Annotated in this window: 21 protein-coding genes; 7 read left to right on the top strand and 14 right to left on the bottom strand. The window is 65.9% G+C overall.

The features are described 5' to 3' along the window. Positions 1-171: 171 nt before the first annotated feature. The 3 genes from ABR323_RS19505 to purB form a co-directional block, all read right to left on the bottom strand. A complete protein-coding gene (locus ABR323_RS19505; RefSeq protein ID WP_439450486.1) occupies positions 172-1,068 on the bottom strand; it encodes a GNAT family N-acetyltransferase in 897 nt (298 codons plus the stop codon). A gap of 9 nt (positions 1,069-1,077) precedes the next feature. Next, a complete protein-coding gene (locus tag ABR323_RS19500) occupies positions 1,078-2,490 on the bottom strand; it encodes a ribosomal protein uL16 3-hydroxylase (RefSeq protein ID WP_439450485.1) in 1,413 nt (470 codons plus the stop codon). A 627-nt stretch (positions 2,491-3,117) separates the two neighbouring features. Then, complete coding sequence (purB, locus tag ABR323_RS19495) at positions 3,118-4,485, bottom strand: adenylosuccinate lyase (RefSeq protein WP_439450484.1); 1,368 nt, start codon at positions 4,483-4,485, stop codon at positions 3,118-3,120. A gap of 232 nt (positions 4,486-4,717) precedes the next feature. Between purB and ABR323_RS19490 the strand changes: the two genes are divergently transcribed. Further along, a complete protein-coding gene (locus tag ABR323_RS19490) occupies positions 4,718-6,145 on the top strand; it encodes a class II fumarate hydratase (protein ID WP_439450483.1) in 1,428 nt (475 codons plus the stop codon). A 137-nt stretch (positions 6,146-6,282) separates the two neighbouring features. Here the strand turns inward: ABR323_RS19490 and ABR323_RS19485 are convergent, their stop codons facing one another. The 7 genes from ABR323_RS19485 to ABR323_RS19455 all read right to left on the bottom strand — a co-directional run bounded on the left by ABR323_RS19485 (position 6,283) and on the right by ABR323_RS19455 (position 10,876). After that, positions 6,283-6,708, bottom strand: a complete 426-nt coding sequence (locus tag ABR323_RS19485; protein ID WP_439450482.1) for a hypothetical protein — start codon at positions 6,706-6,708, stop codon at positions 6,283-6,285. A gap of 105 nt (positions 6,709-6,813) precedes the next feature. After that, positions 6,814-7,419: a hypothetical protein gene (locus ABR323_RS19480; protein ID WP_439450481.1), complete on the bottom strand. Its 606-nt coding sequence runs from the start codon at positions 7,417-7,419 to the stop codon at positions 6,814-6,816. 30 nt (positions 7,420-7,449) lie between these two features. After that, positions 7,450-8,337, bottom strand: a complete 888-nt coding sequence (locus ABR323_RS19475; RefSeq protein ID WP_135274408.1) for a DUF4097 family beta strand repeat-containing protein — start codon at positions 8,335-8,337, stop codon at positions 7,450-7,452. 25 nt (positions 8,338-8,362) lie between these two features. Beyond that, a complete protein-coding gene (locus ABR323_RS19470; protein WP_135274407.1) occupies positions 8,363-9,391 on the bottom strand; it encodes an ABC-2 transporter permease in 1,029 nt (342 codons plus the stop codon). Further along, positions 9,388-10,278, bottom strand: coding sequence for an ABC transporter ATP-binding protein (locus ABR323_RS19465; RefSeq protein WP_439450480.1), 891 nt, complete (start codon positions 10,276-10,278; stop codon positions 9,388-9,390). Before ABR323_RS19465 ends, ABR323_RS19470 begins: the two co-directional genes overlap by 4 nt. Then, positions 10,278-10,637, bottom strand: coding sequence for a GntR family transcriptional regulator (locus ABR323_RS19460; protein WP_012511573.1), 360 nt, complete (start codon positions 10,635-10,637; stop codon positions 10,278-10,280). Before ABR323_RS19460 ends, ABR323_RS19465 begins: the two co-directional genes overlap by 1 nt. 2 nt (positions 10,638-10,639) lie before the next feature. Further along, complete coding sequence (locus tag ABR323_RS19455) at positions 10,640-10,876, bottom strand: hypothetical protein (protein WP_439450479.1); 237 nt, start codon at positions 10,874-10,876, stop codon at positions 10,640-10,642. Positions 10,877-11,243: 367 nt separating this feature from the next. On the opposite strand from ABR323_RS19455, the gene ABR323_RS19450 reads away from it, so the two are divergent. From ABR323_RS19450 to ABR323_RS19425, 6 genes are all read left to right on the top strand, one after another. Continuing rightward, on the top strand, positions 11,244-11,828 hold the full coding sequence (locus ABR323_RS19450) for a glutathione peroxidase (protein WP_439450478.1): 585 nt from the start codon (positions 11,244-11,246) through the stop codon (positions 11,826-11,828). A gap of 96 nt (positions 11,829-11,924) precedes the next feature. After that, positions 11,925-12,902 carry an FKBP-type peptidyl-prolyl cis-trans isomerase N-terminal domain-containing protein gene (locus tag ABR323_RS19445; RefSeq protein ID WP_135274403.1) on the top strand — a complete coding sequence of 326 codons (978 nt, stop codon included), beginning with the start codon at positions 11,925-11,927 and terminating at the stop codon, positions 12,900-12,902. A gap of 23 nt (positions 12,903-12,925) precedes the next feature. Continuing rightward, positions 12,926-14,275, top strand: coding sequence for a UDP-glucose dehydrogenase family protein (locus ABR323_RS19440; protein WP_439450477.1), 1,350 nt, complete (start codon positions 12,926-12,928; stop codon positions 14,273-14,275). Then, positions 14,268-14,507, top strand: a complete 240-nt coding sequence (locus tag ABR323_RS19435; protein WP_135274401.1) for a SlyX family protein — start codon at positions 14,268-14,270, stop codon at positions 14,505-14,507. The genes ABR323_RS19440 and ABR323_RS19435 overlap by 8 nt, the downstream gene beginning before the upstream one ends. A gap of 10 nt (positions 14,508-14,517) precedes the next feature. Further along, on the top strand, positions 14,518-15,204 hold the full coding sequence (locus tag ABR323_RS19430; RefSeq protein ID WP_439450476.1) for a DUF2058 domain-containing protein: 687 nt from the start codon (positions 14,518-14,520) through the stop codon (positions 15,202-15,204). A 47-nt stretch (positions 15,205-15,251) separates the two neighbouring features. After that, the gene (locus ABR323_RS19425) at positions 15,252-17,324 is read left to right on the top strand and encodes an acyltransferase family protein (RefSeq protein ID WP_439450475.1); all 2,073 of its coding nucleotides are present in this window, start codon (positions 15,252-15,254) and stop codon (positions 17,322-17,324) included. Positions 17,325-17,339: 15 nt separating this feature from the next. On the opposite strand, the gene ABR323_RS19420 is transcribed toward ABR323_RS19425, so the two are convergent. The 4 genes from ABR323_RS19420 to ABR323_RS19405 all read right to left on the bottom strand — a co-directional run bounded on the left by ABR323_RS19420 (position 17,340) and on the right by ABR323_RS19405 (position 23,322). Further along, the gene (locus ABR323_RS19420) at positions 17,340-18,524 is read right to left on the bottom strand and encodes an MFS transporter (RefSeq protein WP_439450474.1); all 1,185 of its coding nucleotides are present in this window, start codon (positions 18,522-18,524) and stop codon (positions 17,340-17,342) included. A gap of 79 nt (positions 18,525-18,603) precedes the next feature. Then, positions 18,604-21,288, bottom strand: a complete 2,685-nt coding sequence (gene metH / locus ABR323_RS19415) for a methionine synthase (RefSeq protein ID WP_439450473.1) — start codon at positions 21,286-21,288, stop codon at positions 18,604-18,606. Continuing rightward, entirely contained in the window at positions 21,285-22,379 is a 1,095-nt protein-coding gene (locus ABR323_RS19410; protein ID WP_439450472.1) for a homocysteine S-methyltransferase family protein, read from the bottom strand. Before ABR323_RS19410 ends, metH begins: the two co-directional genes overlap by 4 nt. Positions 22,380-22,392: 13 nt before the next feature. After that, a complete protein-coding gene (locus tag ABR323_RS19405) occupies positions 22,393-23,322 on the bottom strand; it encodes an ArsR/SmtB family transcription factor (protein ID WP_135274395.1) in 930 nt (309 codons plus the stop codon). Between the last annotated feature and the right edge of the window lie 36 nt (positions 23,323-23,358).

Raw genomic sequence — 23,358 nt, 5'->3', positions numbered from 1 at the left:
TTCGCTTTGTGGGGTATGGCTTCAGAAGGACCCGGCACGAAGATGAATAGCCGTGCACGGGCGCGTTCAAACAGCCAAATTGTACCCCCAACCGGACACGAAGGGGCACCACCAAGGGCATCGCGCGTCCCCCGGTGCCGCTTCCAGACAGGTTGGGTCAGCTGCGCCGGCTCAGATGCCGAGTGCGCGGAGTTCGCTGCAATCGCGCGAACGGTCCCAGACGCGCTGCAATTGCTGCTCGAACGGCTGCGAACGTGCTGGTAGCGCGATGCCGGCTTCGCCGTCGATGCGATGGCCGATCAGACGAAAGTAGAAGTCGCCCGCATCGTTGAGCAGGCAGGCCGAGGCCAGCGCACGGTCGACCGGGTCGGCGACCTCGCGGAACTGGACCACGCTGGGCAGGCGCTGGGCCAGCGCGAGCAGCGGCGTGCCGGAGGATGCGATCGCGGCAGCATCGTGCACGATCACTCGCAGCTGCTTGTCGTGGCGGGCAGTGACGAAGCGGCGCAAAGCGGCCTGCACCGGGGGCGCATCCAGCAGGCCCGGGTCCAGCTGGCGGCTGTGCAGGCACAGCTGGCGACGGGCGCGGTGGACGATGGCGGTGGTGACGGCCACCGCCTCGGCGCGGCTGCCGATGGCGCTGGGCATGCCCAGCCGGCGGCGCATCTGCAGGTGGCCGATGCCGGCCTCCTGGAACACCTCGCCTTCAGGCAGGAAGCCCTGCCGGGCGTAGAAATCACAGGCGGGCAACTGCGCGTGCAGGTGCAGCTCGGCCAGGCCGAGCCGGCGCCCGGCCTCGACCAGCGCCTCCAGCAGGGCCTCGCCGACCCCGTGGCTGCGGTGACCGGCCAGCACTGCCATACGGCCGATGCGGCCATCCGGGGCCAGCCGACCGGTGCCAACCGGCTGGCCGTCGCCGTCCAGCGCCAGCACGTGGGCGCTGACCGGGTCCAGCGCATCGCGCTCCAGCTCGGCGGCGATGCCCTGTTCCTGCACGAACACGCGTTGGCGCACCTCGTGGATGGCAACGTGGGCGTCGGCGTGGCTGACATGCTGGACCCGGATCATGACGATGGCTCAGGCGCGGCCAGCGCTGTCGTCTTCCTCGTCGTCCTCGAAGTTGACGATGACCTCGATACCGTCGTCGTGCACGGTCACGGAGTGGACGTCGTCGGACACCGCGTCGGCGTCGATCGCCTCCACGCGCTCACGGCCTTCGATGACTTCGCCCAGCACCACGGCGTCCTCGCCGTCGTCCTCGTCTTCGGCGTCATACAGTTCGTTGGGGTCGATCAGCTGGAACACACCGCCCACCAGCAACTGCTGGACCACCGCGCGCCCCTTGTCGGACAGGCCGCGATACGCGGCGTCGTCGAGCTGCTCGGCGCCGGCCAGGCGCTGCGCGTCCTTCACCGACAGGGGGAAGTCCTGGCCGCTGACGTACAGGCTGGCGCCACGCTTGGCCCGGCGCCAGGCCAGGCGCGCCCACGGGTGGCGCTGCAGCAGCAGCCCGGAGGCCAGTGCCTGGACCACTTCTTCCTGTGCGGGTGCGGCCTGATGGGCCATCACTTCGCCGGCGGCACGGTAGGTGGTGATGAAGCGGCCGAACCAGTCACCCAGCTTGTCCGGGTCGTTCATGCGGATGGCGTTGAGCGCGGTGATCACCCGTGCCATCGCCACCGTGTCGATTTCGTTCGGGTCGGCCGGTACTTTCAGGTCGCCATCCTGGTAGCGGATGTTCTCGTCGGCATCGGCGATGAGGGTGTCCAGGTAGTCGCTGATCAGCTCGGCCGACGCCGGCGCACGCATGCCGAAGGAGAAGGTCAGGCAGGGATCTTCGGCCACGCCGTGGTGCGGCACGTTCGGCGGCAGGTACAGCATGTCGCCCGGCGCCAGCACCCAGTCGTGGGTCGGCTTGAACACCTGCAGCAGCTTCAGCTCCACGTCCGGGCGGAAGCCCAGCGGCGGCTGCTTGCCCTTGATCGATTCGCTGGCGTCGATCTGCCAGCGGCGATGGCCCTGGGCCTGCAGCAGGAACACGTCGTACTGGTCGACGTGGGCACCGACCGAGCCACCGGTGGCGGCGAAGCTGATCATCACGTCATCCATGCGCCAGCGCGGCAGGAAGCTGAAGTGCTCGATCAGTGCACGCACGTCCTTGTCCCACTTGTCCACGTCCTGTACCAGCAGGGTCCAGTCGTGGTCGGGCAGGGCGGGGAAGATGTCTTCCTGGAACGGACCGCTGCGCACGCGCCAGCTGTCCTGGGTCTTGTCATGTTCGATCAGGCGCGCCAGCACGCCCTCTTCGCAGGCCAGGCCGGCCAGGTCTTCCGGCTGCACCGGGGTCTGGAAATCCGGGAAGGCATTGCGGATCAGCAGTGGGCGCTTCTGCCAGAAATCGCGCAGGAAGGTGGCCGGCGCCATGCCCAGCGGCTGGCCGGGGCGGGCAGTGACTTCGATCAGGGGGGCGGAGGACTTGCGGGAGGCCATGGGGGAGATCCTTGCAGCGGAAAGCGGGAGGGGCGGCGTGGCGGGCCACCTGAGATCTGCATTGTCCGCCGTTCGTGGGGATTGCGCACGTGCGCGGGATTGTCGCGGGGGTTCCGGCCAACGGCGGAGCCCCTCGTGGCGGGGTGGTTCACAAGCAAAAGCCGCCCGGCCCCTGACAGTTTCCTGCGCGGCCCGCCACGGAATGGAAGAAGAAAATCAGAAGCCTGTAGATCCACGCCATGCGTGGATGAGCTTTCCCGAGCAAGCTCATCCACGCATGGCGTGGATCTACATGAGCATCCGCCATCGGGAATTTGCAGGCGCCCCAAAAACAAAGAGGGACGCGGCGAAGCCGCGTCCCCCTTTCAAATTCCGTCCCGACAATCCAACGCTCTTCGATCCGTCACCGGAAATCTGTCAGAGGTGGGGCGGGTTGGGTTCGCGGGGGTGTCCGCGGCATGGATGCCGCGGCCAAGCCCCCAGGGATGGGTTTACGGCGTCCCCCGCGAACCCAACCCGCCCCGCCAAGTGAGGCAATAACCCAGAGCCGCCTTTGACGTTGCCTTTGCCCTGGCAGTACAAGCCTGCCGCAGGCAGCGCACGCGGCCGCCGCCGCAAAGGAAACCCTTAGATCTTGCGAGCCAGCGCCTCAGCCAGACCCGTGTAGCTGCCCGGGGTCATCTCACGCAGCGACTGCTTGGCTTCCTCTGGCAGCGCCAGCGTCTCCACGAACGCACGCATCGACTCGGCGGTGATGCCCTGGCCACGGGTGAGTGCCTTCAGCTGCTCGTACGGATTCGGCAGGCCGTGGCGGCGCATCACCGTCTGCACGGCCTCGGCCAGCACTTCCCAGGCTGCGTCCAGATCGGCATCCAGGCGTTGCGGGTTCACTTCCAGCTTGCCCAGGCCCTTGGCCAGCGAATCCAGCGCCACCTGGCTGTGGCCGAACGCGGTGCCCAGTGCACGCAGCACGGTGGAATCGGTCAGGTCACGCTGCCAGCGGCTGATCGGCAGCTTCGCGCTGAAGTGCTCGAACAGGGCATTGGCGATACCGAAATTGCCTTCGGCGTTCTCGAAATCGATCGGGTTGACCTTGTGCGGCATCGTCGACGAGCCGACTTCGCCTTCCTTCAGGCGCTGCTTGAAGTAGCCCAGCGAAACGTAGCCCCAGATGTCACGGGCCAGGTCGATCAGGATGATGTTGGCGCGACGTGCGGCATCGCCGATCTCGGCGATGTTGTCGTGCGGCTCGATCTGCGTGGTGTACGGGTTGAACACCAGGCCCAGGCCGGTCACGAAGCGCTCGGCGAAGGCCGGCCAGTCCACGTCCGGGTAGCTCGCGACGTGGGCGTTGTAGTTGCCGACCGCGCCGTTGATCTTGCCGGTCAGCTCGACGGCGGCAATCTGCTTGCGCTGGCGCTCCAGGCGGGCGACCACGTTGGCCAGTTCCTTGCCCAGGGTGGTGGGCGAGGCGGTCTGGCCATGGGTGCGCGACAGCATCGGCTGGCCGGCCTGGGCATGGGCCAGGGTGCGCAGTGCGGTGGCGATGCCGTCCAGGGTCGGCAGCAGCACCTCGCGGCGGGCCTGTTCCAGCATCAGGCCATAGCTGAGGTTGTTGATGTCTTCGCTCGTGCAGGCGAAATGCACGAATTCCAGCGCCGGGGCCAGCTCGGCGTCGTCCTTCAGCTGTTCCTTGATGAAGTACTCCACCGCCTTGACGTCATGGTTGGTGGTGCGCTCGATCTCCTTCACGCGCGCGGCCTGGGCCGGGCTGAAGCTGGCGGCCAGGGCGCGCAGGCGGGCGACGGCGGCGTCGGAGAACGGCGCCAGCTCGACGATGCCAGGCTCGGCGGCCAGGGCCAGCAGCCATTCCACTTCGACCGTGATGCGGGCCTTGATCAGGCCGTACTCGGAGAAGATCGGGCGCAGGGCGTCGACCTTGCCGGCATAGCGGCCATCGAGCGGGGACAGGGCGAGCAGGGCGGAATCGGACATGTCGGCAGGGCTGGGGCGAGCGGCGGGGCCAATATTCTACGACGCGACGAGCCGCCGCGCTGCGCGCTCGCCGGGCATGGCCCGGCGCTACCGAGCGAACGATGCGGTCCACGCAGCGTCATCCCACACTGCGGACAAAGGAGTATCGTTGGCGCAGCCGCCAGCCCGGGAAGCGACACCCTGCCAGCCGCCGCTTCCCTTTCCCCAACTGAAGTAGTGCGGAGTTGATGCAATGAGCAAAGCTGCAAGCAAGGGTTTCAGAATCGAACACGACAGCATGGGCGAGCTGCAGGTGCCTGCGGACGCCCTGTGGGGCGCGCAGACCCAGCGTGCCGTGCAGAACTTCCCGGTATCGGGCCAGCGCATGCCGCGCGGTTTCATCCGTGCTCTGGGCCTGGTCAAGGGCGCCGCTGCCGGCGTCAACGCAGAGCTGGGTCACCTGCCAAAGAACGTGGCCAAGGCCATCCAGACCGCTGCTGCCGAAGTGGCCGCCGGCAACTGGGACGCGCAGTTCCCGATCGATGTCTACCAGACCGGTTCGGGCACGTCGTCGAACATGAATGCCAACGAGGTCATTGCCACTCTGGCCAACCGTGCCGGCAAGGCGGGCAAGACCACCGTGCACCCCAATGACCACGTCAACCAGGGGCAGAGCTCCAACGACGTGATCCCGACCGCGCTGCGCGTGTCGGCGGTGTTGGCGACGCATGAGCAGCTGCTGCCGGCGCTGGTGCACCTGCGCAAGACCCTGGACAAGAAGGGCCGCAGCCTGCGCAAGGTGGTCAAGACCGGCCGCACGCACCTGATGGATGCGATGCCGCTGACCTTCGAGCAGGAATTCGGCGCGTGGTCGGCACAGCTGGCCTCGGCGCAGGAGCGCATCGAAGACAGCCTCAAGCGCGTGCGCCGGCTGCCGCTGGGCGGCACCGCCATCGGCACAGGCATCAATGCCGACCCGCGCTTTGGTGCACAGGTGGCCAAGGCGCTGAAGCAGCAGACCGGCTTTAAGTTCGACAGTGCCGAGAACAAGTTCGAAGGCCTGGCCGCACAGGACGACGCAGTGGAACTGTCCGGCCAGCTCAATGCGCTGGCGGTGGCGCTGATCAAGATCGCGAATGATCTTCGCTGGATGAACGCCGGTCCGCTGGCGGGCCTGGGCGAGATCGAACTGCCGGCACTGCAGCCGGGCAGCTCGATCATGCCGGGCAAGGTCAACCCGGTCATTCCGGAAGCAACGGTGATGGCCTGCGCGCAGGTGATCGGCCACCACACCGCGATCACCGTGGCCGGGCAGACCGGCAACTTCCAGCTCAATGTCACGTTGCCGCTGATTGCGGTGAACCTGCTGGATGGCATCGGCCTGCTTGCCAACGTCTCCACCCTGCTGGCCGACAGCGCCATCGCTGGTCTGAAGGTGCGCGAGGACCGCGTGGCCGAGGCGCTGGCGCGCAATCCGATCCTGGTCACCGCGCTGAACCCGATCATCGGCTACGAGAAGGCCGCGGCGATTGCCAAGCGTGCCTACAAGGAACAGCGCCCGGTACTGGATGTGGCACTGGAAGACAGTGGCCTGGCCGAAGCCGAGCTGCGCCGGCTGCTGGATCCGGCAGCGTTGACGGCCGGTGGCATCCAGGCCGGTGGTGGTGGCGCCGGCGGTTGATCGGCCGACGGGTAGCGCCGGGCCATGCCCGGTGGAATGCCCGGTGGAATGCCGGCGGGCCGCGCGCTGCGATCGCCGGGCGTGGCCCGGCGCTACCGGGTCAATGAAAAACGCCGCCCTCGGGCGGCGTTTCCTTTTCAGCGACGGTCGGCGACGATGTTGCCGAAGGTGTCGGTGTAATCCTTGAACTCGGGGATGCGCTGGATCAGGTCCGCTGGAATCACCTCCAGACCCTCCGGCGGCTGGATCTTCACCGGCTGCATGTTGGGATCGGCCGGTGCGGCCACCAGCGTATTCTGGCGCAGCACCTGCAGCTTGCCGAACAGGGTCTGCAGCATCTGCTTCTGCGCGTCGTCCAGCGGGATCTGGATCTCGTCCATCTTCATCGTGCCATCGGCGAGGATGATGATGTTCGGTGCCGGCGGGCGACGCACGGTGACCATGCCTTGGCTGACGGAAATCTTGGGCTTGCCGCGCTCGGCGCGGTGGTTGCGGTAATCCTTGTCACAGCCGACCAGGCCCAGGCAGAGCAGGGCGGCCAGCAGCAGGAACAACTTCTTCATGGCATTCGGTTCGGGGGCGTCCGGGGTTGCCATTGTAAGCGGTCATCGCAGCGCGGCCGGCAGCGGGGTGCCACTGCCGGCCGGGTGCGCTGATCTGTCACAGGTCTAGCGCAGGACCACGGTGTCCTTGCCGCAGTCGTCCACGTCGCTCTGGTCCATGGTTGCGTAGGGCTTGAACGCTGGCAGCTCGCGCGCCAGCGCCTGCTGGCTGGCCAGCATGGCAGGCAGGCGGTCGCAGATGCGCTTGGCCTGGACCTCGATCTTGGCGGCTTCGGCGTTGATCCGCTTTTCGACGCCTTCGCTGTCACCGCTGAAGATGCCCTTCAGTGCTTCGCCCGCGGCGCTCGCACCGAGCTTGGCACCGGCAAGACCGACGTCCATGCCGTCCATCGCGATGGCGACCACGTGGCCGCGGTACTCCAGCAGCTGACGACGCTGTGCGTCGTTGGCCACGACGTCCTTGCCCGCGATCAGCAGGTGTCCATCCGGCGTGATTTCCGCACGCGGCTGCTTGTCGGCGGAGATCTTGATGTTGCCCTGGGCGATGTCCTTGCGGGCATCGTTCATGGCGTCCTTGACGGTCTGGCCGACTCCGCCGGTGGCTTCGGCCACGCTCTTGCCGACGGTCTTGTCAGGCGGGGAGGAAGTGCCACCGCAGGCGATCAGCGGCAGGCACAGCAGAGTGGCGGGCAGCAGGCGCAACAGGTTCATGGCGTTCCCCTGGGATCGGTTGGATGAGGCTTACTTGTTGCGCGGCAGGGTGACCTTGCCGCTGACATTGCGGTGGCCGACGTCACCACTGCCGCTGTGATCGACGGTCAGGCTGCCGCGCACGCCATCGACCTGGATGTCGCCCGAGCCATGGCTGCGCACATGCACATTGCCGCCGATGTCGGCCAGATCGACGCCGCCGGAGCCGACCACGCCCACTTCGACATTGCCCTGCACACGCTTGAACTCGATGTCGCCCGAGCCCACGGTATCCAGCCGTGCGTTGCCGCGCACATCGCTGATCTTCAGGTCGCCCGAACCGACGGTGCCGGTGCTGGCATCACCGCCGATGTTGCGCGCGGTAACGTCGCCCGAACCCAGCGACAGCAGGTTCAGGGCGCTGCCGCCGTCGATGTCGAGGTCGCCAGAGCCCACCGCCGCGTGGATGCTGCCGCGGGTGCCGCGGATGACCGCGTCACCGGATCCGACGTCCACGCTCAGGGACTGCGCGTTTTCCACGCTGGCGTCGCCGGAGCCGACCTTGACCTGCAGTGGCAGGTTGTCCGGCACGCTGCCGCGGATGTCCAGCCAGGCGTAGCTGTTGCCCAGGCTGATGCCGCTGTGGCGACCATCACGACGCAGGCTCACCACCAGCTTGTCACCCACCTTGCGCTGGTCCAGCACCAGCTGGTCCAGCCATTCCTGGCTGGACGCACAGGCGCGGCCATCGAGCTGGCCGCCGCCGTTGCTGGCGACGACCTTCAGATCGTGCTGGTTCACTTCGAACACCACCGCTTTGGCACCGGCCACGTCCAGCTTCAGCGTGCGGGCGGCAGTGAACTTGCAGTTCGGAGCATCGGCGGCCAGCGCCGACAGCGGCAACAGCAACAACGCAGAACAAGCGAGCAGGGAACGCATGGGTAGTGCCTCCGGGTGGATGGGATCAGATTTCGCCGGCGCGCTTGCGCAGGCGGATGGCAAGGACGATGAACACGACACCGACGGCGGCACCGATCCACAGTTCCGGCATCGCCAGCGACTTCAGCTGCGAGGCCGGCGACATCAGGCCGACCACCGACTCCAGATCGCGGCGTGCGTTTTCGTCGGCGCTGAGGCGGTAGACCAGATCCGTGCCCGGCACGCCGCCCAGCAGCAGCCGGCCGACGATGTTCTGCCAGAACCAGCCGGTGGTCAGGCCGATCAGCGGCATCACCTTGGTGGTGCTGACAATGACGCCGGCGAACAGCGGCAACATCACCGCCCACAGGAACGGCTTGGTGCGCGCCCAGGCCGAGCACAGCAGCAGCCAGCCGGCGGTGGGCAGGGCCCACAGGGCGTAGACCGGGATCCAGGCCAGGTGACCGGCGGCCAGGGTCAGCGGGCTCGCCGGGCCCCAGATCAGGGTCATCGGGCTGCCGCCGTGCATCAGCGCAACAATGCTGATGACCAGCATGAAGCCGAACATGGTGATGATGCCGGCGATCACCGCGATCAGCGGGGCCACGATCAGTGCGCTGATCACCTTGGACAGCACGGTCTGGGTGTCAGACAGCGGCAGCGACTTCCAGAACAGGATGCTGCGGTCGCGGCGGTCGTCGTACAGCGCGCCCAGGCAGTAGAAGAACACCACGAAGGCCAGTACCAGGAACGGCCATGCCGAGCTCAGCACCAGGGTCAGGTCGAGGCCGTTGCCAAGATCGGTGAGGTCCTTGCTGTCGATATTGCGGGTCAGCAGCGCCAGGTCCAGGCCGTTGACGTTCACGCTTTCGCCATCGACATGCAGTGCGCCGTTGCGCGCCGCGCGGTTCAGCGCGAACAGGCCGAAGGCGATGCCGACGGTGCTCATCACCAGCGAAATCAGCCCGGCGATCAGCGGGGCATAGAGGAATCCGCCGCGGTTTTCCCAGTACTCGCGCTTGAGCAGCCAGCGCAGCGTACCCAGTGGGCTGACGGGGTGGTTGACGGCATTCATGCGTAGGTCCCCTTCATGATGGCGACGAACAGGTCGGCCAGGCCCGGGCTGCGGGTCTCGCCAAGCGTGGAAAGCTGGATGCGCGGCACGCCATCGAACAGCATCACGGTTTTTCCGAACGTCAGGCTGCGTTCGTCGATCGGTTTCAGGGCGCGCGCCGTGTCCAGCTGGTCGGCGTTGACCAGCAGCTCGGTGTAGCGACGCCCGACTTCGTCCATTTCCGCATCAAGCACGATGCGCCCGTCACGGATGAACATCACGTCGCTGAGGATGTGTTCGATCTCTTCCACCTGGTGGGTGGTGACGATGATGGTCTTCTGTTCGTCGAAGTAGTCTTCCAGCAGTCGCTGGTAGAACTCCTTGCGGTACAGGATGTCCAGGCCGAGCGTAGGCTCGTCCAGCACCAGGATGCGGGCATCGATGGCCATCACCAGCGCCAGGTGCAGCTGCACGATCATGCCCTTGGACAGTTCGCGCACGCGCTGCTTAGGCTGCAGCTTGGTGTTGGCCAGGAAGCGTTCGCAGCGGGCGCGGTCGAAGCGCGGATGGACGCCGGCGACGAAATCGATCGCCTCGCGAACCTTCAGCCAGCGCGGCAGCACCGCGACGTCGGCGATGAAGCAGATGTCGTTCATCAGTTCATCGCGGTGCAGTCGCGGGTCGCGGCCCAGCACGCTCAGCTCGCCTTCCACCGAGGTCAGGCCGAGGATGGCCTTCAGTGCGGTGGTCTTGCCTGCGCCGTTGGGGCCGATCAGGCCGATGATGCGCCCGCTCGGAATGCTGAAGCTGGCGTTGTCGAGGGCGACGGTGGTCTTGTAGGCCTTGCGCAGGCCTCGGGCGGTGATGACGGCATCACCGGGTGCAGCAGTAGTGGGACTGGCATTCATCAGAATTTCCCCTGGGGCAGCAATTCGTCGAGGCTCAGGCCCAGGCGCTGGATGCGCTCCAGAACCGCCGGCCATTCTTCATTGAGAAAGCGTTCGCGCTCGCTGCTGCGCAGCTGCGTGGCCGCCTGCTCGGTCATGAACATGCCCAGCCCGCGGCGCTTTTCGACCAGGCCTTCATCGGCCAGTTCCTGGTAAGCGCGCGAAACGGTGATGGGGTTGAGTTGGTAATCGGCGGCCACCTGGCGTACCGAAGGCAGGGCATCGCCCGGCTTGAGGATTCCGTCGAGCATCATGGCGATCACGCGCTCCTTCAACTGACGGTAGATGGGAGCACCGTCGCTCCACTGGATGTCGCTCATATTCAGCTCCGTGGGGTCAGCGGCTGGGCGAACGAGAAGTACGGCATGGACAGGGAGCTGTGCAGCCGACGCGGGGGGGAGGGGGAGGGGGCAGCATCGGCTGCCGGTGAAACGGTCGCGTCCTGCGCACTGTCGGATGAGGCGGGGGAGGTCGGTGCGGCCAGCCAGGCCAGCACGATCAGGGTCGAAACGGCAGCGGCCGCGGGTGCGGTGAGGTTGCGACGTATCCGGGCGTTCATGGCTTCCCCCTGTCTCAGGTGACTGGTGTTGTATGCAACTATAACACCGGCACGCCTAGGTGCAACCCCTTGCCGTCCCCAACTGATGGCAGGGGTGGTCAGTTCACTGAAATATCCCTTTATTTTATTGATTTTAAAGGGAAATAAAACTGTCGTGCGGGCCGGTCCGAGCCCGCCTTCCATTCAGCGATGTCCATGCTATGTCATCGCTTCGCCATGGAATCGGGGCGAACGGCGTAGTCGCCACACCGCGCAAAGCCTCGTTGGGCTGCTGCCACCGGGGCTGTGGAACCCCGGTGCTATAGTTCGGCCGATTCCCGGCCGGTGCTGGTCGGGCCTTGTGAATGGCTACTGCGGACCGCTCCTGATGCCCCTGCCGACTGTTTCCCCGCGCCGCCTGCGCGGCCTGTCCCTGCTGGTCATGATGGTGGCCGGCGTCGCCGGTTCTGCCAGTGTCCTGGCAGCTGATCTGCTCGACCTCGATTACCGGCCGCTGGCCAGCAAGCAGCAGGTCAACCTGCAGCAGCGCTACCAGGGCCAGGTACTGTTGGTGGTCAACACCGCCAGCAAGTGCGGCTATACCCCGCAGTACGAGGGGCTGGAAGCGCTGCAGAAGCGCTATGCGGGTCGCGGCTTTGCCGTGCTCGGTTTCCCGTCCAATGATTTCCGGGGCCAGGAGCCGGGCGACGAGAAGCAGATCCAGGATTTCTGCACGTTGACCTACGGCGTCAAGTTCCCGATGTTCGAAAAAGTGCATGTGGTCGGTGCCGAGGCCACGCCGCTGTACCAGCGTCTGGCTGCGGCCACTGGCGTGGCGCCGGGCTGGAACTTCCACAAGTATCTGGTCGGACGCGATGGCAAGGTCATCGCCCAGTTCGCCAGCAAGGTGACGCCGGATGATCCGCAGCTCACCGCAGCCATCGATAAAGCGCTGGCGGCCGCCACGCATTGATATCCGGCATGCATGCCTCGACATCGACGGCATGCGTGCGACAATGTCTCTTTTCGCGCCGACGTCGGCGCCCAGACACTTTCAGGAATGCAGCGAATGAAGATGGGAATGCGCGGCGCCGCGGCGTCGGTTCTGATTCTGGCAATGGGCACTTCGGGTGTCGCTCTGTCGCAACAACCGGCTGCCCCCGCAGCCGCCAAGGAGACCTCAACCTTGAATTCCCCCAAGCAGAAGCTCGGCTACGCCATCGGCCTGGACGTGGCCAAGTCGTTCACTCCGATTGCTGATGAGATCGACGTGGCTGCCCTGCGCACCGCCGTGGAGCGCTCTTTCGAAGGCCTGCAGCCTCAGATCACCCAGGAACAGGCCAAGGCCACCGATGCCGCGCTGCGCCAGGTGGTGATGGCCCGTAGCGGCCAGCAGGTGCCGGGCATGGCGCCGGGTTCGCAGCCGGCGAAGGTCGACCGCGTCAAGGTGTCGCAGATGATCGGTTCCTATTCGGTCGGTCCGTCGCTGGCGCAGCTGAAGGACGATATCGACGTTGCCTCGCTGTTTGACGCGATCAGCACCGGCCTGAGCAAGGGCCAGCCGAAGATGACGGAAGCTGACGCAACCGCCACCATCCAGTCGTTCATGGGCGCCAAGCAGGCCGAAATGCAGGCCAAGGCTGCCCAGGCTGCGCAGACCAACCGCGAGGAAGGCAATGCGTTCATGTCCAAGAACAAGACCCAGCCGGGCGTGGTGACCACTGCTTCGGGCCTGCAGTACCAGGTGATCCGCCCGGGTAGCGGCGAGCGTCCGCTGCCGAGCAGCAAGGTGCGCGTGAACTACGAAGGCAAGCTGCTCAACGGCACCGTGTTCGACAGTTCCTACGGCCGCCAGCCGGCCGAGTTCGGCCTGGATCAGGTGATCAAGGGCTGGACCGAGGGCGTCGCGCTGATGCCGGTCGGCTCGAAGTACCGCTTCTGGATCCCGGGCAACCTGGCCTATGGCGAAAACGGCACCCCGGGTGGCCCGATCGGCCCGAACGCAACTCTGACCTTCGACGTCGAGCTGCTGGGCGTCCTGCCGTAAGTTATTCTGGAGCGAATACGGACATGCGCGTTGCGATTTTTGGTACCGGCTACGTTGGACTGGTAACCGGTACCTGCCTGGCCGATGTCGGTCATCAGGTGGTCTGCGTCGATATCGACCAGGCCAAGGTGGATGGCCTCAACCAGGGCATCATCCCGATCTATGAGCCGGGCCTGGAGCCGATGGTGAAGGCCAACCATGCCGCCTTGCGGCTGGCATTCACCACCGATGCCGCGGCTGCCATCGACCATGGCCAGGTCGTTTTCATCGCCGTTGGCACACCACCGGACGAGGATGGCAGCGCCGATCTGCAGTACGTGCTGGCGGTGGCCCGCACCATCGGCCGGCACATGAGCGTGCCGACCGTGGTGGTCAACAAGTCGACGGTGCCGGTGGGTACTGCCGACAGGGTACGCGCGGCCATTGCCGAAGAGCTGGTTGCACGTGGTGCGGACATCGCCTTCGACGTGGTATCCAACCCGGAGTTCCTGAAGGAAGGCGACGCAGTTGCCGACTGCATGCGCCCGGACCGCATCATCATCGGTGCGACCAGCGAAGAGTCGGTGGCCGTGATGCGCCGCCTGTATGCGCCGTTCAACCGCAACCACGACCGTGTGGTGGAAATGGACGTGCGCTCGGCCGAGCTGACCAAGTACGCGGCCAACGCGATGCTGGCGACCAAGATTTCGTTCATGAATGAAATCGCCAACATCGCCGAGCGCGTCGGTGCCGATGTCGAGCAGGTCCGCCAGGGCATCGGCTCGGACCCGCGTATCGGCTGGCACTTCATCTATCCGGGCGCCGGCTACGGTGGCTCGTGCTTCCCCAAGGATGTGCAGGCGCTGGCCCGTACCGCGCAGCAGTACGGTCTCGAACCGAAGCTGCTGAACGCTGTGGAAGCAGTGAACGATGCACAGAAGGGCCATCTGTTCGCCCTCATCCAGCGTCACTATGACAAGGGCGAGGACGAAGGTGTACGCGGCAAGACGTTTGCCGTGTGGGGCCTGGCCTTCAAGCCGAACACCGACGACATGCGCGAAGCCTCCAGCCGCCGCCTGTTGGCGCAGCTGTGGGAAGGTGGCGCGACGGTGCGTGCGTATGACCCGGAAGCGATGCACGAATCGCAGCGCATCTTCGGCGAGCGCGATGACCTGGTGTTCTGCGACAGTGCCGACGAAGCGCTGCAGGGTGCCGACGCGCTGGTTGTGGTCACCGAGTGGAAGCAGTTCCGCAGCCCTGATTTCCAGAAGTTGCGCGAGCAGTTGAAGGATGCGGCGGTGTTTGACGGGCGCAACCTGTACGAACCGGCCGAGGTGGAAGCTGCAGGCCTGGCGTATTACGGGATTGGCCGGGGGCGTTCGCTGCATGTCTGAGTTGCCGACCGAACGTGAGCAGGCGCTGGAAGCGCGCCTGGTCGAGCTGGAGATGCGCGTGTCCTTCCAGGAACAGGCGCTTGCCGAACTGAGCGATGCGCTGGCTGCGGCCAGCATGCAGGGCATGCGCAATGCTGATGTACTGCGCGTGCTGCTGGAAGACCTGGGCAAGGTCCGCAACGCACTGAATTCTTCCGATCCGGCGAGCGAACCACCGCCGCCGCACTATTGATCCGAACTCTATGAGCGATACCCTCCGCGACCAGCTGATGGGCCTGGGCTTCAAGCCAGCGCCCAAGCCCGAGCGCAAGAATGATGGTCCCCGCCGTGATGGCCGCCCGCAGGGCAAGGGTGGCAATGGCAATGGAAAGCCGCAGGGCGCAGGCAAGGGCGAACACAAGCCCGGCGAGCGTCGTGGGCATGGCCGTGGTGGCGCGGGCAAGCCCGGTGGGCAGGCGCGTGGTGGCCCGGGGCAGCAGGGCCCGCGCAAGCCGCGCAGTGCCGAAGAGATGGACCTGGCCAAGGCCTATGCCATCCGCGCGCAGCGGGAGAAGGAAGAGCGCATCGAGACCGAGCGCCTGAAGCAGGAAGAAGCACGCGTGCGCCGCGAGGCGAAGGCCAAGCTGGAAGAACTGCTGAAGGACAAGAGCCTCAATGCCGAGGCAGCGGACATTGCCCGCCACTTCCCGTATGGCGGCAAGATCAAGCGCATCTACGTGACTGCCGAGCAGCTGACCGCGCTCAATGCCGGTGAGCTGGGCGTGGTCCAGCTCAACGGCCGCTACCTGCTGGTTACCGCCGAGGTGCTGGCACAGTCCGAGGCGGTGTTCGCCGCATCGGTGGCGCTGAAGGTCGATCCGAATGCGCCGGCCGAGGAAGATCCGTACGCCGATCCGCAGTACAAAGTGCCGGACGACCTGGTCTGGTAAAGGCGTGAGCGCTGCGGTGTAGTGCCGCCGTGCTTCTGGGGGAAGGGATGACCGCTGATCCACGTCATGGCTACGTGCCGCACATTGACGGCCTGCGCGCAATTGCCGTGCTGGCCGTCATCGTGTTCCACCTGGACCCGGCCTGGTTGCCGGGCGGGTTCACCGGCGTAGACGTGTTCTTCGTCATTTCCGGGTTCGTGGTCAGCGCGTCGGTGCACCGGCTGCCGCCGTTGTCGCTGTGGCAGTCGATGCTGCGCTTCTATTCGCGCCGCATCCGTCGCATCGCCCCTGCGCTGATCAGCTGCCTGCTGTTGACCGCCGTCGCCAGCGTGCTGTTCATTCCCGAGTCCTGGCTCAGCGAGGCCAGTGACAAGACCGGGCTGATGGCATTCTTCGGCTTCAGCAACTGGGTACTGGCGCTGATCGGCAACGATTATTTCGCGCCCAAGGCCGAATTCAATCCCTACACCCATACCTGGTCGCTGGGCGTGGAAGAGCAGTTCTACCTGCTGTTTCCGCTGCTTTTCCTGGCCTGGGCGCGTGGCACGCGTGGGCGATGGATGAGCCTGGGCCTGTTCGCGGTCGTCAGCGCGGCGTCGCTGCTGCATGCCGCAATGCTGGGCCTGCGTGAGGCGCCGCCATCGTGGGCGTTCTACGCAACCAGCACGCGGTTGTGGCAGCTGGGCGCTGGCGTGCTGTTGTTCCAGTTGCTGCATGTGCGCGCATCACTCGATCAAGTGACGGGGGCGGCATTGAAGCGCGCTGCGCCCGTGTTCTCGCTGCTCGCAATGGCGGCGTTGGCGCTGCTGGGTTGGGCGTTGTGGACTGCACGGGCAGGACGTTCGCCGTGGCCCGATGGCCTGCTGCCGACCTTCGCTGCGGCAGGGTTGCTGTGGGCGCTGCATCATCATCCGCAGTCCTGGGTGGCACGCCTGTTGGCCAGCAAGCCGATGCGTTACATCGGCCTGCTGTCGTACTCATTGTATCTGTGGCACTGGCCGGTGTTCGTGCTGATGCGCTGGACCGTGGGCCTGCAGACACCGTTGCAGATGACCGCTGCGATGGCGCTGGTGGTGCTGTTGTCGTGGCTGTCGTGGCGTTGGGTGGAACAACCTTTCCGCGGCACATTGGCGCAGCGCGTGCGCCCCGGTCGCTGGGTGCTGGCAGGTGCGGCCGTGCTGCTGGTGGCGGCCGGCGTCCAGACACTGCTGTACCTGCAGGCACCGCGGATATCACTGAGCACGGTCAGCCGGCATCCGGCCGACTGGTATCCCAACGGCAAGAGCGTGGCTGGTGACTTTGCCGGCTGCAGCCTGGTGACCACCAAGCAGCGTTTCGAAGGTGGCAGCATGCGGACCTATGCGCGTGGTGACTGCGATCGTCCGGTGCCTGCAGGTGCGCCGAAGCAGGTGTTCGTTGCTGGCGATTCGCACGCGATGGCCTACATCGAGCTGCTGCAGCGCCTGGCGCTGGAGAGCGGATCCCGGGTGTCGCTCTATGGACGCGGAGGATGCCCGCAGGTAAGCCTGCTGAAGTGGCGGGGAGCCGGAGCCGGTTGCGCCGATTTTGATGCAGCGGTGTTTTCCGATATCGCACGTCGTGCGCAGCCTGGAGACGCTGTGGTGCTGGTGTCGCTGCGCATACCGCGATTGTCCGATCAGTTCGTGCTGTTCGATGCCAAGGCGCAGCTGGCGGGTGAGCGGGTCCCGGAGGCTGCTGCGGGGCGCGACGCGGAAGCCACTGAGGCGATCGCACGATGGAAGCCCTTGGCCGAGCGGGGCGTGCGCATCGTGCTGGAGGCGCCGAAGCCGGTGCTGCCGGCACCGCCTTTCCGTTGCTCGGACCGCTTCAACGAGGACAACGCGATCTGCCGTAATGGGCTGGACAGCAGCCGTGCGGACATTGAAAACCTGCGGGCTCCCATGCTGGGCAGCCTGCAGCAGGTGGTCAATGGCTTGCCTGGTGCAGTGCTGTGGGATCCGTTGCCGGTACTGTGTGACGCTGCCCTGTGCCCGGCCAAGCGTGACGGAAGACCGCTGTACTTCGACGGCGATCACCTGAGCGGATACGGTAACCGCGTGCTGTTGCCATCGATGCAGCAGGTGCTGCGGCAGCACTAGTACCGAACACGAACGTCAAACCGTTGGGCCATGCCTGCGCGCGCGGATCAGTGGCAGGCTCAGCGCGAAGAAGCACAGCAGGGCACCGACCAGCGCGAAGCCACTGCCGGCCAGGAACGCGGTGCGGCCATCGTCGATCTTCCAGAGCTGGCCGGCAATGAGCGCGCCGAGTACGCCGCCGACACCGGACGAAAACCCATACAGCAGGCCCTGCCCATGGCCGTTGAGGCGGCCCGGGAAATAGGTGGCCAGCATCTGCATCGCTGCGGCGAAGAATGCGGCAAAGCCAAGCGCATGCGCGGTCTGCGCCAGCAGCATCACCGGCAGGTTCTCCGGGAACAATGCGGTCACCGCCCAGCGCAGGCAGGAGCTGACCAACGCGATCAGCAGCATCCAGCTGGCGTCGTAGCGACGGAAGAAGCGGCCGATGGTGAAGAATACGCCGACCTCGAACACCACGCCGATGGTCCACAGCAGGCCGAGGGTGGAGGTGCGGTAGCCGTGATGGTCCATGTAGACCGAGAAGAACGTGTAGTACGGGCCGAACGACAACTGTTCCATGAAGGCGGCCAGGAAGAACGCCAGCACCGGAGGCCGACGCACGATCTGCCAGAAGCCACTGGCATCTCCATCGGTCTTGCTGATGTCACGTGCGTAGTGGTTGCTGAAGGCCGAAGCCACCATCAACGCAAACAACGGCAGCATCATCCATGGCAGCAGTTCGGCGCGGTTGCCCCCGCCATCGCCCTCGATCAACCAGCCGAACAGGGTGACGATGGCAATGAAGCCGAGCGAGCCCCAGACCCGGATCAGGCCGTAGCGATGGCTGTCGCTGCCGAGGTGGGTAAGGGTGATCGACTCGAACTGCGGCATGACCGCGTTGTAGAAGAAGCAGAACACCACCATCGCCGGGTACATCCATGGCTGTGGCAGCGGCAGCAGGAAGGCGGTGAAGCTGATCAGGGCCAGCACGCAGCCGATGCGCAGCAGGCGGATCGGCCGTGGCGAGGCCGCGGCCAGGCTGGTCCAGGTGCTGGGGGCGATCACGCGCGTGGCGTACCACAGGCCCATCATCACGCTGATCGCGGTCACGCTCATGCCACGTGCGGTCAGGAACAGGCTCCAGTACGGAGTGAACGCGCCGAGCGCCGCGTAGTAGAACAGGTAGAAGCTGGAGAGGCGGGCTACGGGAACGGTCATCGCGGGAATCATGCACGGTAGTGCCGGGCCGTGCCCGGCGGACGGGAGATGACGCCGGGCATGGCCCGGCGCTACTGCCTCATTCGGGGTCGTAGTCGAGGTTGGAGGCCAGCCAGCGCTCGGCCTGGGCACGGTCCACGCCCTTGCGCCGGGCGTAGTCGCCGACCTGTTCGCGGCCGAGCCGGCCCACCACGAAGTACTGGCTCTGTGGATGGCTGAAGTAGTAGCCCGATACCGCAGCCGTGGGCAGCATCGCGAAGCTCTCGGTCAGCTCCATGCCGGCGTTGGCTTCAGCCTGCAGCAGGTCGAACAGGCGGCGCTTCTCGCTGTGCTCCGGACAGGCCGGGTAGCCGGGTGCTGGGCGGATGCCGCTGTACTGCTCGTCGATCAGCGCCTCGTTGTCCAGCGTCTCGGCGTGGTCGTAGCCCCAGAATTCGGTACGCACCCGCTGATGCAGGCGCTCGGTCAACGCTTCGGCGAAGCGATCGGCAAGGGCCTTCAGCAGGATTGCGTTGTAGTCGTCGTGGTCGGCCTCGAACCGGGCCACGTGCACATCGATGCCGATGCCGGCGGTGACCGCGAATGCGCCTATCCAATCCTGTCGGCCGCTGTCGGCCGGTGCGATGAAATCGGCCAGGCAGAAGTCCGGGCGCTCTGCGGGTTTGTCCACCTGCTGGCGCAGGAAGTGCAGGGTGGTCTCGCCCTGTGGGTGCTGCACGCGCACGTCGTCGCCGACACTGTTGGCCGGCCACAGGCCGAACACGGCCTTCGCCTGCAGCCACTTCTCGCCGACGATGCGGTCGAGCATCGCGCGGGCATCCTTGTACAGATCGCTGGCCTGTGGGCCGACGATCTCATCGGTGAGGATGGCGGGAAACTTGCCGGCCAGCTCCCAGGCCTGGAAGAACGGGGTCCAGTCGATGTAGTCGACCAGTTCGGCCAGCGGGTAGTCGTCGAACACGTGCAGACCGGGCTGCTTCGGTTCGGGTGGGTTGTAGCTGTCCCAACCGCCCTGGAACTTCTGCCCGCGCGCATGTTCCAGCGACACCAGGCGCTTGGCATCGCCGCGGTTGCGATGACGCGTACGGATTTCGGCATAGTCGGCTTCGTTTGCCGCGACGAAGGCCTCGCGCAGGTCGCGTGAGATCAGCGACTGTGCCACGCCGACCGCGCGCGAAGCGTCCTTCACCCACACCGTCGGTGCGTGGTAATGCGGGTCGATCTTCAACGCGGTATGCGCGCGCGACGTGGTGGCGCCACCGATCAGCAGCGGCAGCTCGAAGCCCTGGCGCTGCATCTCGCGGGCAACATGGCTCATCTCTTCCAGCGACGGCGTGATCAGCCCGGACAGGCCGATCAGATCCGCGTTGTGCTCGCGTGCCGCATCGAGGATCTTCTGCGCCGGTACCATCACGCCCAGGTCGACCACCTCGAAGTTGTTGCAGGCCAGGACCACGCCGACGATGTTCTTGCCGATGTCGTGCACATCGCCCTTCACCGTGGCCATGATGATCTTGCCGTTGCTCTTGGCGGTGTCGCCGCTGCGCGCCTTCTCCGCCTCGATGTACGGCAGCAGGTAGGCCACCGCCTTCTTCATCACGCGTGCGGACTTCACCACCTGCGGCAGGAACATCTTGCCGGCGCCAAACAGGTCGCCGACTACGTTCATGCCGTCCATCAGCGGGCCTTCGATCACGTCCAGCGGGCGGCTGGAGGCCTGTCGGGCCAGTTCGGTGTCTTCTTCGACGTAGGCATCCAGGCCGTGCACCAGCGCATGCGCCAGGCGCTGCGCCACCGGCTTCTCGCGCCAGGCCAGATCTTCGGTTTTCGCCGCGCCCTTCCTGCCCTTGTAGCGTTCGGCGATCTCCAGCAGGCGCTCGGTGGCATCGCTGCGGCGGTTGAGGATCACATCCTCCACCCGCTCGCGCAGTTCCGGCTCCAGCTCGTCGTAGATCGGCATGGCGCCGGCGTTGACGATGCCCATGTCCATGCCGGCGGCGATGGCGTGGTACAGGAACACCGAATGGATGGCCTGGCGTACGGTTTCATTGCCGCGGAACGAGAACGAGACGTTGGAGACGCCGCCGGACACATGGCAGTGCGGCAGGGTCTGCTTGATGATGCGGGTGGCTTCGATGAAGTCCACGGCATAGTTGTCGTGCTCTTCGATGCCGGTGGCGACGGCGAAGATGTTCGGATCGAAGATGATGTCCTGCGGCGGGAAGCCGATCTCGTCCACCAACAGGCGATAGGCACGCGTGCAGATTTCCACCTTGCGCGCGCAGGTGTCGGCCTGGCCATTCTCGTCGAACGCCATCACCACTGCGGCGGCGCCATAGCGCAGCACCTTTCGCGCATGTTCGCGGAACAGCGCTTCGCCTTCCTTCAGCGAGATCGAGTTGACCACGCTCTTGCCCTGCAGGCACTTCAGGCCTGCCTCGATCACGCTCCACTTGGAGGAGTCGACCATCACCGGAATGCGCGCGATATCCGGTTCGGACATGATCAGGTTGAGGTAGCGGGTCATCGCCGCTTCCGAATCGATCAGGCCCTCGTCCATGTTGACGTCAAGGATCTGCGCGCCGCTGGCCACCTGCTGGCGGGCCACGTCCACCGCCTCTTCGTAGCGGCCTTCCTTGATCAGTTTGCGGAACTGCGCGCTGCCGGTGACGTTGGTGCGTTCGCCGACGTTGATGAACAGCAGGTCCGGGGTGATGACCAGGGGTTCCAGGCCAGACAGGCGGGTGTACGACGGGATGCTCATGCGGCGTGCTGCTCCTGATGGCCCGGCAGGGCGCGCGGCGGCAGCCCGGCCACGGCATGGGCGATCGCGCGGATGTGGTCGGGCGTGGAGCCGCAACAGCCGCCGACCAGGTTCAGCAGCCCGTCCTCGGCAAAGCCACGCAGCGTCGCCGCCATTTCTTCAGGGGTTTCGTCGTACTCGCCGAAGGCGTTGGGCAGGCCTGCGTTGGGATGCGCACTGACATAACAGTCCGACACCTGCGACAGGGTTTCCACGTGGGGACGCATCGCATCGGCACCCAGTGCGCAGTTCAGCCCGATCGACAGGGGACGTGCATGCGCAAGCGATGCCTGGAATGCCTCGGCGGTCTGACCGGACAGGGTGCGGCCGGAGGCATCGGTGATGGTGCCGGAGATCATGATCGGCAGCCGCGCACCGCGCGCGTCGAAGGCTTCTTCAATGGCATACAGCGCGGCCTTTGCATTGAGCGTATCGAAGATGGTCTCGACCATGATCGTGTCGGCACCGCCGTCGATCAGGCCGTCGATGGCTTCGCGGTAGGTGCCGCGCAGTTCGTCGAAACTGGTATTGCGGAAGCCGGGGTCATTGACGTCAGGGCTGATCGAGGCCGTGCGGCTGGTCGGGCCGAGCACGCCGATGACAAAGCGCGGTTTGTCCGGGGTGATCGCAGCGGCGGCATCGCAGCAGGCACGAGCTACCGCAGCGCCCGCCTTGTTCAGCTCATACACCAGGTGTTCGAGGTGGTAGTCGGCCTGGCTGACCGAGGTGGCGTTGAAGGTGTTGGTCTCGACAAGGTCCGCACCCGCTTGCAGATACGCAGTGTGGATGTCGGCGATGACCTGCGGCCGGGTCAGCAGCAGCAGATCATTGTTGCCTTTGAGATCGTGACCTTCCGGTGTGCCGTGGTCGCAGCCGGGGCCATGGGCGTGGTCGTAACCGCCGGCGAAACGCTCACCGCGGTAGTCATCTTCCTGCAGGCCATGGCGCTGGATCATCGTGCCCATCGCGCCGTCGATGATCAGGATCCGCTGGCGCAGGGCGTCGAGCAGGGCATTGACACGATCAGGATGCAACCAGGGCAGGGCGGACATGGCGTTCTCGGGCTCAGGGCTTGTTGGCGATCAGCGAAATCACTTCGAAGTGTGGCGGGCGCTTCTCGCGGGTGACTGTCTCCAGGCTCGACACCTGCAGGCCGGCCTTGTCGACGAACTTGCGCAGCTCCTTGTCACTGAAGCCGAGGTTGACGTGGCCGTAGGCCTCCACCGCGGCCTTGTGTTCGTGGCGGGCCAGGCTGCACAGCAGCAGGCGGCCGCCCGGGCGCAGCACGCGCGCGCCTTCGGTCACCGCCTGCGCCGGCTTGCTGGCGTAGGTCAGCGCGTGCATCAGCACCACCAGGTCGAAGCTGCTGTCCTTGAACGGCAGGGCGTGCATGTCGCCCTCGCGCACTTCAACGTTGGGGAGGCGACGCAGGCGCTCGCTTGCGGCGGCGACCACGCGCGCGCTGGTGTCGATGCAGATGTAGCGCTTGGCATGCGGGGCAACCAGCTCGGCCAGCACGCCGTCGCCGGAGGCGATGTCGAGCACGTCGCCGGTTTCCAGCAGCGGCAAGGCGGTACGTGCCAGCGCTTCCCAGGTACGACCCGGTGAATAATGGCGTTCCATATCACCGGCCACGCTGTCGGCCCAGTTCTGGTCGGAGGCACGATGGGCCAGCACCGCAGCGACGCGTTCAGCGTCCTGGCGCAGCAGCGGGTCGTCGCTTCCGTTGCTCAAGGCATGCCACAATGCGCGCTGCGCCGGGTCCAGCTGGGCCTCGTCGAAGCGGTAATAGGCCGATACGCCGGCACGGCGGTCGCGGACCAGGCCGGCTTCCTTCAGGCGTGCCAGGTGGGTGGACACACGCGGCTGTGCCAGCCGGGTGATCGCCGACAGTTCGGCCACGGTCAGTTCCTCCTGCTCCAGCAGCGCCAGCAGGCGCACACGGGTGGCGTCGGCGAACACCTTCAGGCGGGTCGACCAGTCTTCCAGATCCATAAATATCTACCTATCGCGATATAGAGATATATTCGC

The sequence above is a fragment of the Stenotrophomonas sp. ATs4 genome, from assembly GCF_051861585.1.
Taxonomy (GTDB): Bacteria; Pseudomonadota; Gammaproteobacteria; order Xanthomonadales; family Xanthomonadaceae; genus Stenotrophomonas; species Stenotrophomonas maltophilia_AS.
This window is presented reverse-complemented; position numbering and strand designations above follow the sequence as displayed.